13 protein-coding genes are annotated in these 17,133 nt (G+C 36.5%); 10 read left to right on the top strand and 3 right to left on the bottom strand.

The annotated features are described in order from the left end of the window. Positions 1-91 precede the first annotated feature (91 nt). The 6 genes from rpoC (at position 92) to tuf (ending at position 8,719) form a co-directional block, all read left to right on the top strand. Positions 92-3,709 carry a DNA-directed RNA polymerase subunit beta' gene (gene rpoC, locus P3U32_RS11800; protein ID WP_323703375.1) on the top strand — a complete coding sequence of 1,206 codons (3,618 nt, stop codon included), beginning with the start codon at positions 92-94 and terminating at the stop codon, positions 3,707-3,709. Positions 3,710-3,844: 135 nt separating this feature from the next. Beyond that, positions 3,845-4,099, top strand: a complete 255-nt coding sequence (locus P3U32_RS11795; protein ID WP_323703374.1) for a ribosomal L7Ae/L30e/S12e/Gadd45 family protein — start codon at positions 3,845-3,847, stop codon at positions 4,097-4,099. A gap of 91 nt (positions 4,100-4,190) precedes the next feature. Next, entirely contained in the window at positions 4,191-4,613 is a 423-nt protein-coding gene (gene rpsL, locus P3U32_RS11790; protein ID WP_025904866.1) for a 30S ribosomal protein S12, read from the top strand. 84 nt (positions 4,614-4,697) lie between these two features. Further along, a complete protein-coding gene (gene rpsG / locus P3U32_RS11785; RefSeq protein WP_016911152.1) occupies positions 4,698-5,168 on the top strand; it encodes a 30S ribosomal protein S7 in 471 nt (156 codons plus the stop codon). 142 nt (positions 5,169-5,310) lie between these two features. Continuing rightward, positions 5,311-7,392: an elongation factor G gene (fusA, locus tag P3U32_RS11780; protein ID WP_323703373.1), complete on the top strand. Its 2,082-nt coding sequence runs from the start codon at positions 5,311-5,313 to the stop codon at positions 7,390-7,392. 136 nt (positions 7,393-7,528) lie between these two features. Next, complete coding sequence (tuf, locus tag P3U32_RS11775; RefSeq protein ID WP_323703372.1) at positions 7,529-8,719, top strand: elongation factor Tu; 1,191 nt, start codon at positions 7,529-7,531, stop codon at positions 8,717-8,719. Between the two features lie 92 nt (positions 8,720-8,811). Here the strand turns inward: tuf and P3U32_RS11770 are convergent, their stop codons facing one another. The 3 genes from P3U32_RS11770 to P3U32_RS11760 are packed head-to-tail and all read right to left on the bottom strand — an operon-like array spanning position 8,812 to position 12,342. Further along, a complete protein-coding gene (locus tag P3U32_RS11770; protein ID WP_323703371.1) occupies positions 8,812-9,987 on the bottom strand; it encodes a M20 metallopeptidase family protein in 1,176 nt (391 codons plus the stop codon). A gap of 1 nt (position 9,988) precedes the next feature. Beyond that, positions 9,989-11,170 (bottom strand): amidohydrolase, encoded by a 1,182-nt coding sequence (locus P3U32_RS11765; RefSeq protein WP_323703370.1) that lies wholly within the window; start codon positions 11,168-11,170, stop codon positions 9,989-9,991. A 2-nt stretch (positions 11,171-11,172) separates the two neighbouring features. Next, a complete protein-coding gene (locus tag P3U32_RS11760) occupies positions 11,173-12,342 on the bottom strand; it encodes an amidohydrolase (protein ID WP_323703369.1) in 1,170 nt (389 codons plus the stop codon). 154 nt (positions 12,343-12,496) lie between these two features. Between P3U32_RS11760 and P3U32_RS11755 the strand changes: the two genes are divergently transcribed. The 4 genes from P3U32_RS11755 to P3U32_RS11740 all read left to right on the top strand — a co-directional run bounded on the left by P3U32_RS11755 (position 12,497) and on the right by P3U32_RS11740 (position 16,955). Then, positions 12,497-13,684: a glycine C-acetyltransferase gene (locus P3U32_RS11755; protein ID WP_323703368.1), complete on the top strand. Its 1,188-nt coding sequence runs from the start codon at positions 12,497-12,499 to the stop codon at positions 13,682-13,684. A 304-nt stretch (positions 13,685-13,988) separates the two neighbouring features. Further along, positions 13,989-14,951 (top strand): L-threonine 3-dehydrogenase, encoded by a 963-nt coding sequence (locus P3U32_RS11750; RefSeq protein WP_323703367.1) that lies wholly within the window; start codon positions 13,989-13,991, stop codon positions 14,949-14,951. Positions 14,952-15,058: 107 nt separating this feature from the next. Further along, positions 15,059-16,150 (top strand): branched-chain amino acid aminotransferase, encoded by a 1,092-nt coding sequence (locus P3U32_RS11745; RefSeq protein WP_323703366.1) that lies wholly within the window; start codon positions 15,059-15,061, stop codon positions 16,148-16,150. Positions 16,151-16,244: 94 nt separating this feature from the next. Next, positions 16,245-16,955, top strand: a complete 711-nt coding sequence (locus P3U32_RS11740) for an HAD family hydrolase (protein ID WP_323703365.1) — start codon at positions 16,245-16,247, stop codon at positions 16,953-16,955. Positions 16,956-17,133: the final 178 nt, after the last annotated feature.

The following is a 17,133-nucleotide window of genomic DNA, read 5'->3' as shown; positions in this document are numbered from 1 at the left end:
AAGCGCATTTGGTAGTGCATTTGCGCTTTTCATTTGTTATACATTATCAATCAACCGGCACAACTAATTTAAATTGAAGGAGGTAGGCTCCTTGATTGATGTTAATAATTTCCATTACATGAAAATAGGACTTGCTTCACCTGAAAAAATCCGCTCTTGGTCATTCGGTGAAGTGAAAAAACCAGAAACAATTAACTACCGTACGTTAAAACCTGAAAGAGATGGTTTATTCTGTGAGAAAATTTTTGGTCCAACAAAGGACTGGGAATGTAGTTGTGGTAAATATAAAAGAGTACGTTATAAAGGTATGGTCTGTGATAGATGTGGTGTTGAGGTAACTAAATCAAAAGTGCGTCGTGAAAGAATGGGGCACATTGAATTAGCAGCACCAGTATCTCATATTTGGTACTTCAAAGGTATTCCAAGTCGTATGGGACTATTACTAGATATGTCACCACGTTCTCTTGAAGAAGTAATTTATTTCGCATCTTATACAGTTATTGATCCAGGTCCAACTGGTTTAGATAAGAAACAACTGTTAACAGAAGGCGAATTCCGTGAATACTATGATAAATATCCTGGTAAATTCACTGCTAAAATGGGTGCGGAAGCTATCCGTGACTTATTAAGTGATATTGACTTAGATAGAGAATTAAAAGAATTACGTGAAGAATTAGAATCAGCAACTGGTCAAAGATTAACTAGAGCAATCAAACGTCTAGAAGTTGTTGAATCATTCCGTCATTCTGGAAATGATCCATCATGGATGATTTTAGATGTTCTACCAATTATTCCACCTGAAATCCGTCCAATGGTTCAATTAGATGGTGGACGTTTTGCGACAAGTGATTTAAATGATTTATACCGTCGTGTTATCAACCGTAATAACCGTTTGAAACGTTTATTAGACTTAGGTGCACCTGGTATTATCGTTCAAAATGAAAAGCGTATGCTACAAGAAGCTGTTGATGCGCTAATCGATAATGGTCGTCGTGGTCGTCCTGTAACAGGTCCGGGTAACCGTCCATTAAAATCACTTTCACATATGTTGAAAGGTAAACAAGGTCGTTTCCGTCAAAACTTACTTGGTAAACGTGTTGACTATTCAGGTCGTTCGGTTATCGTAGTAGGACCAAGCTTAAAAATGTACCAATGTGGTTTACCTAAAGAAATGGCATTAGAATTGTTCAAACCGTTCATCATGAAAGAACTTGTTGAACGTGAAATTGCAACAAACATTAAAAATGCTAAAGGTAAAATCGAAAGAATGGAAGAAGAGGTTTGGGATGTACTTGAAGATGTTATTAAAGAACACCCAGTATTACTAAACCGTGCACCAACACTTCACCGTCTAGGTATTCAAGCATTTGAACCTACATTGGTTGAAGGTCGTGCGATCAGACTTCATCCACTTGTTACAACAGCATATAACGCTGACTTTGATGGTGACCAAATGGCGGTTCACGTTCCATTATCAAAAGAAGCACAAGCAGAAGCACGTATGTTAATGTTAGCTGCTCAAAACATCTTGAACCCTAAAGATGGTAAACCAGTAGTTACACCTTCTCAAGATATGGTATTAGGTAACTATTACTTAACTCTTGAACGTAAAGGTGCAATCGGAGCTGGAGATATCTTTGGTTCAACTGAAGAAGTTATTAAAGCATATGCAAATGGCTATGTTCATTTACATTCAAGAATAGCAATTCAAGCTAGATCATTGAAAAATCCAACATTTAACGAAGATCAAAACAGCAAATTATTATTAACATCTGTTGGTAAAGTAATCTTTAATGAAATTATGCCGGAATCATTCCCATATATTAATGAACCGACTAATTTCAATTTAGAACAATCAACACCTGATAAATACTTTGTTTCACCTACTGATTTACCAGAAGGTGGATTGATTGAGTACCTTGAAGATGTTGAATTAGTTAAACCATTCAACAAAAAATTCTTAGGTCAAATCATTGCAGAAATCTTCAATAAATTCCATATTACTGATACTTCAATGATGTTAGATAAAATGAAAGACCTAGGTTTCAAATATTCATCTCGTGCAGGAATTACAGTTGGTGTTTCTGATATTGTGGTTCTTCCTGAGAAACAAGAAATTATAGGCGAAGCAGAAATTAAAGTTGAAAAAGTACAAAAACAATTCAGCCGTGGTTTAATTACTGAAAGCGAACGTTATGCAGCTGTTATTGAAATTTGGACGAAAGCGAAAGATGATATTCAAGCAAAATTAATGATGTCATTAGATAGCTTAAACCCAATCTTCATGATGAGTGATTCAGGAGCGCGTGGTAACGCATCTAACTTTACTCAATTAGCTGGTATGCGTGGTTTGATGGCCAATCCATCTGGTAGAATTATCGAGTTACCAATTAAATCTTCGTTCCGTGAAGGTTTAACAGTACTTGAATACTTCATCTCAACACATGGTGCGCGTAAAGGTCTTGCCGATACAGCACTGAAAACTGCCGATTCAGGTTACTTAACACGTCGTCTTGTTGACGTTGCACAAGATGTAATCGTTAGAGAAGAAGATTGTGGAACTGACCGTGGATTACTCGTTTCAGATATTAGAGAGGGTTCTGAATTAATCGAACCATTTATCGAGCGTATAGAAGGCCGTTACTCTAAAGAAACATTACGTCATCCAGAAACTGACGAAATTATCATTACAGTTAATGAATTGATTACAGCTGATATTGCGAAACAAATCGTTGATGCTGGTATTAATCAAATGCATATCCGTTCTGCATTCACATGTAATACACGTCATGGCGTATGTGAAAAATGTTACGGTAAAAACTTAGCAACTGGTGAACAAGTTGAAGTTGGTGAAGCAGTTGGTACAATTGCTGCACAATCAATCGGTGAACCAGGTACACAGCTTACAATGCGTACATTCCATACTGGTGGTGTTGCCGGAGCCGATATCACTCAAGGTTTACCTCGTATCCAAGAGTTGTTTGAAGCACGTAACCCTAAAGGACAAGCTGTCATCTCAGAAATTAACGGTGAAGTAACTGAAATTACAATCGTTAAAGATCGCCAACAAGAAATTAAAGTTAAAGGTGAAAATGAGATCCGCACATACCTTGCTCCTGGTACTGCTCGACTTAAAGTTGAAGAAGGCCAATATGTTGAACGTGGGGAAGTAATGACAGAAGGTTCTATTGAGCCTAAAGGATTACTTGCTGTAGCAGGTTTAAATGCAACACAATCTTACTTATTAAAAGAAGTTCAAAAAGTTTACCGTATGCAAGGTGTTGAAATTTCAGATAAACACGTTGAAGTTATGGTTAGACAAATGCTTCGTAAAGTAAGAATTATTGAAGCTGGCGATACTAAATTATTACCAGGTGCTTTAGTTGATATTCATACATTTACAGATGCAAATAGAGAAGTATTTGCTACACGTAAACGTCCTGCAACTGCTAAACCTGTATTACTTGGTATTACTAAAGCTTCACTTGAAACAGAAAGTTTCTTATCAGCTGCATCATTCCAAGAAACAACAAGAGTTCTTACAGATGCTGCGATAAAAGGTAAACGTGATAACTTACTTGGACTTAAAGAAAATGTTATCATCGGTAAATTGATTCCTGCTGGTACAGGTATGAGAAGATATACTGGTGTAGATTTCGAAAAAGTTGAAAAAGAAGTTGTACCTGAAGAAACAGTAGTCACTGATTAATCTATATGAGCTGTTCTAGGTGTCTAGAGCAGCTCGTATTTTATGATAAAAAGACACTGAATTATATTGACTTTATGTGGTCATAATGTTATTATTGTTAAGGTTGATGAAAGCAGACGCTTTGGAGGATATCAAATGTCTAATGAAAAAGCCTTAAGCTTAAATCAAGACAATTATGTCATTGGTTTAAAACAAACCACTAAAGCATTATTGAAGCATGATGTGCGTCAAGTGATCATAGCTCAAGATGTCAATGTTCATATCTTGTCAAAGGTGCTAACTTTAGCATTAGAGACAGACGTTCCAATCAGTTATCGTCCTAGCAGACAAGAACTTGGATCGTATTATGGAATTGAAGTAAAAGCAACAGTTGTTGCATTACTTAAATAAATTTGTAAGCTGAGCTTACTATTTTTATTTGCCTTTAAATGAACCACCTGGATGTGTGGAATTAAGAAATAAAGAGAGGAGGACATTAAAGATGCCTACTATTAACCAATTAGTACGTAAACCTCGTACTAGTAAATCACAAAAATCAACTGCACCTGCATTAAACAGAGGTTACAATAGCATGAAGAAAAAAATGACTACTGTATATTCTCCACAAAAACGCGGTGTATGTACTCGTGTGGGAACTATGACACCTAAAAAACCTAACTCAGCGTTACGTAAATATGCTCGTGTTCGTTTATCAAACAACATCGAAGTAAACGCGTATATCCCTGGTATCGGACACAACTTACAAGAACACAGTGTTGTACTTATTCGTGGTGGACGAGTAAAAGATTTACCTGGTGTGCGTTACCATATCGTTCGTGGTGCTTTAGATACTTCTGGTGTTGACGGTCGTATGCAAAGCCGTTCACTTTATGGTGCTAAAAAACCTAAAGCTGCTAAAAAATAATCTAACGTTAAATTTCTGTAAATAACAGTTTTTTAAATGACGATAAATTAATTAAACTTTATAATAGGGAAGGAGGATTACAATATGCCTCGTAAAGGTCCAGTTGCAAAAAGAGATGTATTACCTGATCCAATTCACAACTCAAAATTAGTAACAAAATTAATCAATAAAATCATGCTTGATGGTAAACGTGGTACTGCTCAAAGAATTCTTTATTCAGCATTCGAACTTGTTCAAGAACGTTCAGGTAAAGATGCTATCGAAGTATTTGATGAAGCTATCAACAACATCATGCCTGTACTTGAAGTTAAAGCTCGCCGTGTAGGTGGTTCAAACTATCAAGTACCTGTAGAAGTACGTCCAGAGCGTCGTACAACTTTAGGTTTACGTTGGTTAGTTAACTACGCGCGTCTTCGTGGTGAAAAAACTATGGAAGAGCGTTTAGCTAATGAAATCTTAGATGCTGCCAATAACACTGGTGGTGCAGTTAAGAAACGTGAAGACACTCACAAAATGGCAGAAGCTAACAAAGCATTTGCTCATTATCGTTGGTAAGATAGTACTTAAAACCCTAAGCGTTAAAATCATAAAGATTCCTTCTTCAAGGTTATCTCTAAATTTTTAAACACTTAGGGTATCAAAGTATCTATACGAACAACAACCAAATATCCAATATTTTGGAAGGAGTAAGAATACTATGGCAAGAGATTTTTCATTGAAAAACACTCGTAATATCGGTATCATGGCTCACATCGATGCTGGTAAAACAACGACTACTGAACGTATTCTTTATTACACAGGCCGTATCCATAAAATTGGTGAAACACATGAAGGTGCTTCACAAATGGACTGGATGGAACAAGAGCAAGAACGTGGTATTACAATCACTTCTGCTGCCACTACTGCACAATGGGACGGTCACCGTGTAAACATCATCGATACACCAGGACACGTAGACTTCACAGTTGAAGTTGAACGTTCATTACGTGTACTTGATGGTGCTGTAACTGTACTTGATGCTCAATCAGGTGTTGAACCTCAAACTGAAACAGTTTGGCGTCAAGCTACAACATACGGTGTTCCACGTATTGTATTCATTAATAAAATGGATAAAATGGGTGCGAACTTTGAATATTCAGTTGGTACATTACATGAGCGTTTACAAGCAAATGCTCACCCAATTCAATTACCAATCGGTGCGGAAGATGATTTCAGTGCTATTATTGATTTAGTAGAAATGAAATGTTTCCAATACAATAACGATTTAGGTACTGAAATTGAAGAAGTTGAGATTCCTGAATCTCATAAACAACAAGCTGAAGAAGCGCGTGAAGCGTTAATCGAAGCTGTTGCAGAATCAAATGACGAATTAATGGAGAAATACTTAGGTGGAGAAGAAATCTCTATCGAAGAGCTTAAAGCGGCTATCCGTAAAGCTACTTGTGATGTAGAATTCTATCCAGTACTTTGTGGTACAGCATTCAAAAACAAAGGTGTTCAATTAATGTTGGACGCTGTTATTGAATACTTACCATCTCCATTAGATGTTAAACCAATCGTTGGTCACAGAACTGACGATGACGAAGAAGAAGTAATTGCTAGACCTGATGATTCAGCGCCATTCGCTGCATTAGCGTTTAAAGTAATGACGGATCCATTCGTTGGTAAATTAACATTCTTCCGTGTTTATTCTGGTACAATGGAATCCGGTTCATACGTGAAGAACTCTACTAAAGGTAAGCGTGAGCGTGTAGGTCGTATCCTACAAATGCATGCTAACTCTCGTGAAGAGATCTCTACAGTATATTCTGGAGACATTGCTGGTGCTGTTGGTCTTAAAGATACTGCTACTGGTGACACTCTATGTGATGAAAAAGATAATATTATCTTAGAATCAATGGAATTCCCAGAACCAGTTATTCACTTGTCAGTTGAACCTAAATCTAAAGCTGACCAAGATAAAATGACTAACGCATTAGTTAAATTACAAGAAGAAGACCCTACATTCCATGCACATACTGACCATGAAACTGGTCAAGTTATCATCGGTGGTATGGGTGAGTTACACCTTGATATCTTAGTAGACCGTATGAAACGTGAATTCAAAGTAGAATGTACTGTTGGTGCTCCAATGGTATCTTACCGTGAAACGTTCAAATCATCTGCACAAGTACAAGGTAAATTCTCTCGTCAATCTGGTGGTCGTGGACAATATGGTGATGTTCATATTGAATTCACACCAAACGAACAAGGTGGCGGTTTCGAATTCGAAAATGCTATCGTCGGTGGTGTAGTTCCTCGTGAATACATTCCATCAGTTGAAGCTGGTCTTAAAGACTCATTGGAAAACGGTGTATTAGCTGGTTATCCATTAGTTGATGTTAAAGCTAAACTTTATGATGGTTCATACCATGATGTCGATTCATCAGAAATGGCCTTCAAAGTAGCTGCATCATTAGCTCTTAAAGAAGCAGCTAAAAAATGTGATCCTGTAATTCTTGAGCCAATGATGAAAGTTGAAATCGTTATGCCTGAAGAGTACATGGGTGACATCATGGGTGACGTAACAAGTCGTCGTGGACGTGTTGAAGGTATGGAAGCGCGCGGTAACGCTCAAGTTGTTCGTGCATTTGTTCCACTATCTGAAATGTTCGGTTACGCTACAAACTTACGTTCTAACACTCAAGGTCGTGGTACTTATACTATGGTATTTGACCACTACGAAGAAGTACCTAAATCAATTTCAGAAGAAATTATCAAGAAAAATAAAGGTGAATAATTAAGTCATCTTAATAAATTGATTTTTTCATCAAAATGATTTATAAAGTAAATATAGGTTATCCTCATGATGGTGAGTAACCATCATGAGGCTTAAATAAAAAATAATTTTTAATATGAATAGGAGAGATTTCATAATGGCTAAAGAAAAATTTGATCGCTCAAAAACACATGCCAATATTGGTACTATCGGTCACGTTGACCATGGTAAAACTACTTTAACAGCTGCAATTGCAACTGTATTAGCAAAACGTTCTGGTGACGGAGAAGCTCGTTCTTACGACCAAATCGATAACGCTCCAGAAGAAAAAGAACGTGGTATTACAATTAATACTTCACACATCGAATATGAAACTGATAGCCGTCACTACGCTCACGTTGACTGCCCAGGACACGCTGACTATGTTAAAAACATGATCACTGGTGCTGCGCAAATGGACGGTGGTATCTTAGTAGTATCTGCTGCTGACGGTCCAATGCCTCAAACTCGTGAACACATTCTTTTATCACGTAACGTAGGTGTTCCTGCATTAGTAGTATTCTTAAACAAAGTTGACATGGTTGACGATGAAGAATTATTAGAATTAGTTGAAATGGAAGTTCGTGATTTATTATCTGAATATGACTTCCCTGGAGACGACGTTCCTGTAATCGCTGGTTCAGCATTAAAAGCTTTAGAAGGCGACGAAGCTTATGAAGATAAAATTGTTGAATTAATGGAAGCTGTAGATACTTACATTCCAACACCAGAACGTGACTCTGACAAACCATTCATGATGCCAGTTGAGGACGTATTCTCAATCACTGGTCGTGGTACTGTTGCTACAGGTCGTGTTGAACGTGGACAAATCAAAGTCGGTGAAGAAATCGAAATCATCGGTTTAATGGAAGAGTCTTCTAAAACAACTGTTACTGGAGTAGAAATGTTCCGTAAATTATTAGACTTCGCTGAAGCTGGAGATAACATCGGTGCTTTATTACGTGGTGTTGCTCGTGAAGATGTAAACCGTGGTCAAGTATTAGCTAAACCAGGTTCAATTACACCTCATACAAAATTCAAAGCTGAAGTTTATGTATTATCAAAAGACGAAGGTGGACGTCATACTCCATTCTTCACTAACTACCGCCCACAATTCTATTTCCGTACTACTGACGTAACTGGCGTTGTTCAATTACCAGAAGGTACTGAAATGGTTATGCCTGGCGACAACGTTGAAATGGACGTTGAATTAATTTCACCAATCGCTATTGAAGACGGTACTCGTTTCTCAATCCGTGAAGGTGGACGTACAGTTGGATCAGGCGTTGTAACAATCATCGAAGCTTAATTCGAAATTGTTCTACTGATTTTACAGTATAATAAACAACGCACATTCTTGTTTACAAGAATGTGCGTTGTTTTTTTATGTTTAAATATTGTTTAGGCTTTTAATTCTGTACTATGTTCAATAATCGATAAGAATAGTTTTACGCTATTTTGTAATGATTGCTCATCTAAATCAAACTTTGGATGGTGGTGTGGGTAAGTTGCTTTAAGCACTTCGTTACCGACACCTGTAAAGAAATATGAGCCTGGTACGTGTTGTAAGTAATAACCGACGTCTTCTCCACCTAATGATGGTGGAAAGTCGAATGCTTCTTCAACCGTATCAATATTATTTGCTAAACCTTTAATCCATGTTGTTTCTTTTTCATGGTTAATGACAGGTGGATAGCCATCGTTATAGGTTAAATGACATTTTACCCCATAACTTGATTCGATACCATTGAGTATACCGTTTAGGCGTTCTTTTATTTGGTCTTTTACAGTAGGTAAATAAGTTCTAATCGTACCTGTGAGTTTAACCTTATCAGCTATTACGTTAAATGCTGTGCCGCCTTTAAAGGTACCAAATGTGACTACAGCAGATTCTAATGGATCCACTGTTCTTGAAACGATACTTTGGGCTTGTACGATGAGTGATGAGGCTGCAACTACTGGATCTTTAGCTAATTGTGGCATTGCACCATGGCCACCTAAACCTTGTATGTCAATTTCGAATGAATCAGCTGCTGCATAGGCTGGTCCTGCGCAAAATCCAACTTTATTAGCGTCGATATGACTAGCAGTATGTGTGCCGAATATATAATCAACTCCATCAAGAGCACCTGCTTCAATCATAGACTTAGCGCCCCCTGGTATCACTTCTTCAGCGTGTTGATGTATGAGCACGACATTTCCGTGAATTTCTGTCTCATGAGCCTTGAGTATCTTTGCGGTGATTAGTAGGCTTGCAGTATGCGCGTCGTGTCCACATGCATGCATGACACCATCAACTTTCGATTTATATGGTACATCTTTTTCATCTTGAATGGGTAAAGCATCAAAATCTGCTCTCAAAGCAATGGTTGGTCCATCATGACCGCCTTTAATATATCCTAATATGCCATTACCTCCAACATCTTTTTTTACTTCGATGCCTAAATTTTCAAGGTAATCCGCGATATATTTTTTCGTGTTTTCTTCTTTAAAAGAGAGTTCAGGATGTTGATGCAAATATCTTCGGATTTCAATTAATTCATCCAGATGGTTTTCAACTTCAGAGGTGAAATTCATATTAGTCAATCCTTTCCATAAACTTGAATGTAGTTAATAAAAATACTTTGACAGCATTGATTAAGCCTTGTTCATCAATATCGAACTTTGGATGATGATGTGGAAAATCAGCTTTAAAGTGTTCATTTCTCGTTCCAGTATAGAAAAAGGCCCCTGGTACACGTTGTTGATAATATGAGAAGTCTTCGCCACCTAAACTAGCTTCTAATTCTACTAATTCTTGGACACTACTAATTTCTTGTGTCGCTTCTAATATTAAATCAGTTTCTCGTTCTGTGTTTATAACTGGTGGGTATCCTTTACTGTACTTTAATTCGTATGTAACGTCTGTTGATGTTACTAAGCCCTCGAGTGCTTTTTTGAAACCTTCAATGACACTAGATTGTGTATTTGAATCAAATGTTCTAATCGTTCCGCCAATCTTACATGTGTCTGGGATAACATTATTTGTTTCTCCTGCATTAAACATAGTAATAGATAGAACGGCAGGAGAGAGGGCACTTGTTTTACGTGAAACAATATATTGTAAGTCATTACATAATTGTATTCCAGCAGCTAGTGGATCAATGAGTTGATCAGGATGTGCGGCATGTCCACCTCTACCTTTTAAAGTAATCCAAAAATCATCGGGAATACCTGTTGTTGTACCATATTTATAACCGATCTTTCCAACGTCTAAGCTACTTGATACATGTTGACCAATAATTGCATCCACACCTGTAAGACATCCATCAGCAATCATTTGGATGGCGCCGCCTGGGTCTACTTCTTCAGCGTGTTGATGAATAAATACGACACGTCCATTGATATCATCTTTATGTTCAGAGAGTATCTTAGCTGTCATTAATAGAACTGCAGTATGTGCATCATGGCCACACGCATGCATGACACCATCGACTGTTGATTTGTATGGGACTTCTTTTTCATCTTGAATGGGTAAAGCATCAAAGTCAGCTCTAATAGCTAGCGTAGGTCCAGATTTATCCTTGTTTAAAGTTCCTACAACACCTCTGCCACCAACACCTTCACGTACATCTATCCCTAAATCACGTAAATATTGTGCAATATATGCAGGTGTTTTTTCTTCTTCAAAAGAAAGCTCAGGATACATGTGTAAATGTCTTCGAATTTGAATCATTTCGTCATAATATGCTTCAACTTTATCTAATAAAATATTATTCATTCTTATAGAACACCTTCAATTTCTAAAATTTTTAAGAACATTTCGGTAGTTGTCTTCATTGCTTCTTCGTCTAAATCAAACATAGGATGATGGTGAGGTGCAATAGAAGCTTTATCTTTATTGCCACTTCCTGTTAGGAAAAAACAACCTGGTTTATTTAATAAGTAATAAGAGAAGTCTTCCCCAATCATCATAGGAGGAATATCTTCAAATGATAACGACAATGATTCTGCTGATTGTTTAACGATGTCATATTGATCTTCATGATTGACTACAGTAGGATAACCTCTGCGATAGTTAAATTCATATGTTGCATTATTACCGATGCAGAGTCCTTTTAAGATGCGTTCTAGTTCTTCTTCTATGATGTCTTTAATTTCTGGTTTAAATGTGCGAACGGTACCTTCCAGCGTGGCAGTGTCGCTAATGATATTAAAAGCATTTCCTGCATCAATCTTCCCAACAGTAATGACACCACGTTCAATAGGGTCAACATGTCTGGAAATGATTTTTTGAATGCTAGAAATATATTCTGCAACAATGACGATGGGGTCTATAGATGTATGAGGTTTGGCACCATGTCCACCTTTACCTTGAATGGTTACTTCGAAAAAGTCTGGAGAAGCCATCATTTCTGATGATGTTGTTCTAATGGTAGATGTATCATGACCACTCCAAAAGTGATTGCCATAAACTTTATCTACATCATCTAAAGCACCATCATTCACCATTGGATTTGCTCCTCCGGGACTCAGTTCTTCAGCATACTGGAATATAAAAACAACATTACCCTTAAGTAAATGTTGATGTTCGTGCAATATTTCGCATAGCGTAAGTAACGTAGCAGTATGACCATCATGTCCACAAGCATGCATGACGCCATCGACTGTTGATTTATATGGAACGTCTTTCTCATCTTGAATCGGTAATGCATCGAAATCTGCTCTAAAAGCGATTGTTTGTCCAGGAAGTGCACCTTCTAATTTCGCAACGATGCCATACTCTCCGACGCGTGATCTAATTGTCAGATTCGGTAATTTTTTCAGTTCAGTTAAAATAAAATCATGCGTTTGCGCCTCATGAAATGATAATTCAGGATGCATATGTAAATAACGTCTAATTTCGACTAATCGGTCGAATTTTTTGTTTACTTCTTCAGTCCAATTTACCATTTATTAACCTTCTTTCAGTTCTTTCACAATAGATTATGATAATTGTAGCAAAATTTATAGAAAATTTAAACAATTCAAATTCCTATGATAACGCTTAATTGTTTGATTTTGATGTGTTATGATAAATAAAAACGTGCTAAAGGAGATAGTTCAAATGGTACAAACATTAGATGCATTTTTAGAAACAAATTTAAACGATTTAAAAGATAACGGGTTGTACAATGAGATTGATATCGTTGAAGGGGCGAATGGTGCGGAAATCACTATCAATGGTAAGAATTATATCAATTTATCATCAAATAACTATTTAGGTTTAGCAACAGATGAAGACCTTAAGAACGCTGCAAAAAATGCAATCGACACGCATGGTGTTGGTGCAGGGGCAGTACGTACAATAAATGGTACGCTTGATTTACACAGAGAATTAGAAGAAACATTAGCACAATTTAAAGGAACTGAAAGTGCAATTGCATATCAATCAGGTTTTAACTGTAATATGGCAGCAATTTCAGCTGTAATGAATAAAAATGATGCAATTTTATCAGATGAATTGAATCATGCGTCAATCATTGACGGTTGTCGTTTATCAAAAGCAAAAATCATTCGCGTTAATCATTCAGATATGGAAGATTTAAGAGCTAAAGCGAAAGAAGCAGTTGAATCAGGACAATACAATAAAGTAATGTACATTACAGATGGTGTATTTTCAATGGATGGCGATGTTGCTAAATTACCTGAAATCGTTGAAATCGCTGAAGAATTTGGATTAATTACTTACGTTGATGATGCACATGGATCAGGTGTAATGGGTAAAGGTGCAGGAACTGTTAAACACTTTGGTTTACAAGATAAAATCGACTTCCAAATCGGTACACTTTCAAAAGCAATTGGCGTTGTCGGTGGTTATGTTGCAGGAACTAAAGATTTAATCGATTGGTTAAAAGTCGCTTCAAGACCATTCTTATTCTCAACTTCATTAGCGCCTGGAGATACTAAAGCTATCACAGAATCAGTGAAGAAATTAATGGCTTCAACTGAATTACATGATAAATTATGGGATAATGCTAATTATTTAAAAGAAGGTCTAAAAGGAAAAGGTTTCGATATTGGTCATTCAGAAACACCAATCACACCAGTTATCATTGGTGAAGAAAAACAAGCACAAACATTTAGTAAACGACTAATGGATGAAGGCGTGTATGCTAAAGCAATCGTATTCCCAACAGTACCAAGAGGAACAGGACGCGTTAGAAATATGCCAACAGCTGCACATACAAAAGAACAATTAGACGAAGCAATTGAAACATATGCGAAAATCGGTAAAGAACTAGGATTAATATAAAAATTAGATTTCGTAGTCCCGCTCAGTTATCTACAGACAAGATACTAAAATAGGTTGAGACATTATATTATGTCTCAGCCTATTTTTTATGCACATGATTTTCCGCAGGCGTATTGCTAGTGCGCATTAATATATAACATTTTCTACATTATTTCTGTTGTATAAAGTAACGATTTTAATGCATTTGTGTTCTTCTGAAGTATACAAAATAGGTGATTTATAGTAGAATAGTGAGGAAGAAAGCGCTTTTTGTATTCCTCAAAAATACAAATGAACATTTCGACTATACAGGAGGATTTTATAAATGAAAAAAATTATTATCACTGGCGCATTAGGGCAAATCGGGACAGAATTGGTTTTAAAATTAAGAGAGAAATATGGTAATGAGAATGTATTAGCAACGGATATTCGTGAACCTGAAGCGGATAGCGTAATTAATAATGGACCTTTTGAAATTTTGGACGTAACAGATAAAGATAAATTATTCGAATTAGTACAAACATTTAAAGCAGATACATTAATGCATATGGCAGCTTTACTTTCAGCTACTGCAGAAAAAAATCCACTATTTGCTTGGAATTTGAATATGGGTGGTTTAGTAAATGCGCTTGAAGTAGCGCGTGAATTTGACTTACAATTCTTCACGCCAAGTTCAATTGGTGCATTCGGGCCAAATACACCTAAAGATATGACACCACAAGTAACAATTCAAAGACCAACTTCTATGTATGGTGTAAATAAAGTTGCTGGAGAATTACTATGTGATTACTATTACACCAAATTTAATGTTGATACGAGAAGCATGAGATTCCCGGGTTTAATTTCATATGTAAAAGAGCCAGGTGGCGGAACAACGGATTATGCGGTTGAAATATACTTTAAAGCGATTCGTGAAGGTAGATATGATAGCTATATTGCTAAAGATACATTTATGGATATGATGTTTATGGATGACGCTATCGATGCAATCATTCAATTGATGGAAGCGGATGGTAAACAACTGATTAATCGTAATGCTTACAATGTTACTGCTATGAGTGTTGATCCGGAATTAGTTAAAGCTTCAATTCAAAAAGTGCTTCCTGAGTTTGAACTTGGATATGACGTAGATCCAGAAAGACAAGCTATTGCAGATAGCTGGCCAAATTCTATTGACGCGACTTGTGCAAAAGAAGAATGGGGCTTTAACCCTAAATATGATTTAGACAGTATGACAAAATTAATGCTGAAAGCGATTAAAGAAAAAGACAATATAGCAACAAAATAATGTTGATAATATGTATTTTTTAAATTTTCCAAAAATTCATTGAATAACGTCTCTATGCCTGTTATACTAGTTAACATTAATTATTAATTAGCCTAGGAGGAATCATTATGTCAGAAACATTTTACGTAGAAAAGCGTGACCAGCTCAAAGAAAAACCGGACTTTCAAAATTTAGTGTTTGGCGAAATTTTCACTGATTATATGCTATCTATGTCATATAAACAGGGTGAAGGCTGGTCAGAGCCAAAAATTATTCCATACGGGCCAATTACATTATCACCAAGTGCACAGGGATTGCATTACGGGCAAACGGTATTCGAAGGTATGAAAGCATATAAAGATGGAGACGACGTTACATTATTTAGACCTGATCAAAATTTCGAACGAATTAATTTATCTTTGAAAAGACTTGAAATGCCACAAATCGATGAAGCGAAAGTATTAGACGGTTTAATTCAACTGATTGATTTAGAACGTGAGTGGATTCCAAGTGGCGAAGGTCAATCATTATATGTAAGACCATTTGTTTATGCGACTGAACCATATTTAGGTGTACGTTCTTCAACAGATTATGAATTCCTAGTGATTCTTTCTCCAGTAGGCGCATATTATGGTGACGAACAAATGAAACCAACAAGCATTTACGTTGAAGATGAATATGTACGTGCGGTAAGAGGTGGCGTAGGATTTGCTAAATGTGGTGGGAACTATGCGGCAAGTTTAATCGCACAAACACGTGCCAACGAGTTAGGTTTTGACCAAGTATTGTGGTTAGACGGTGTTGAACAAAAGTATATCGAAGAAGTAGGTAGTATGAATATCTTCTTCGTTATCGATGGTAAAGTTGTTACGCCAGAACTAAATGGTAGTATCTTACCAGGGATCACACGTAAGACAGTCCTTGAGTTAGCGACTGAACTTGGCTATGAAACAGAAGAGAAACGTTTATCTATTGATGATATTATCAATGCACATCAAGATGGACGCTTAACTGAAATCTTTGGTACAGGTACGGCAGCGGTTATTTCTCCAGTAGGCTTCTTAAAATATGAAGAAGTTGAAATTACGATTAATAATAATGATATCGGTCCAGTCACTAAAGAATTATTTGAAGAATATACAGCGATCCAAACTGGTAAGAAAGAAGATAAACATGGTTGGAGAGTTGTCGTAGGTAGTGAAAGTCACATCGAAGTATAAAGATGGATTTGGTTATAAATTGAGAATAAACATTTGAAAGCTGGGACATTGAACAATGCCCCAGCTTTATTTTGTAAAATAGGAGAGACGAACAATGATTAAATGGTTATTATTTGATAAAGATGGAACATTAATTAAATTTGATGAAACGTGGTCAGAGATTTCTTTAGTCATGATAGATCGTTTTGTGGAAAAATATCACATCGAAGATAAAAAAACATTACAAGAAGAATTAGGATATGAACAAGGAACATTTCTTTCAAGTGGCATTCTTGCTTCAGGGACATTATCAGACGTCGCACGTGTATTTCAACAATATGCACCACATGCAGCATCAGATGAAATTGAAACGTGGACAGTGACGTTAAGTAAAGATCTCGTGGAGGAATATCAACCAGAAACAGTAGTCGTAGATAAGATGAAAGAAACACTAACTACTTTTAAAGAAAAAGGCTACAACATCGCGATTATCACAAGTGATGATATAGATGGTACAGAAAGATTTATAAAAGACGCTGACGTAGCGCATTTGATAGATGAAAAAATTACTGCATCTATCAATGGATATCAAAAACCGAACCCTAAAATGGTAGAAGATTTTTATGAGAAATGGAATGTATCACCAGAGGAAATTGCGATTATAGGAGATACACCAACAGATATTCAAATGGGGAAAAATGCACACTTCAAAGTTGTAGTTGGTGTGCTCAGTGGAACTGGAAATAAAGAAGATTTAGCAGAAGCGGATTATATTTATGATGATATTTATTCATTTTATAAAAATGAAGCTGAGTGGAATGGATAATAAAAAAGCTTGAAACCTTACTCAAAATAAAAAACAACTCATTACGCTGATAGATTCAGTATGAAATGAGTTGTTTTTATTATTCAATCTACGATTTTGTTCGTGCATGCTTGTCTAGGGTATGGTTCGAGCCTGTAGTCTCTCACGCATACTATTCCCTCAGGCGTCAGCACGTTAC

The sequence above is a fragment of the Mammaliicoccus sp. Dog046 genome, from assembly GCF_034039665.1.
Classification (GTDB): Bacteria; Bacillota; Bacilli; order Staphylococcales; family Staphylococcaceae; genus Mammaliicoccus.
The sequence above is the reverse complement of the archived record's forward strand: the minus strand, read 5'-3'. Positions and strand labels throughout refer to the sequence as shown.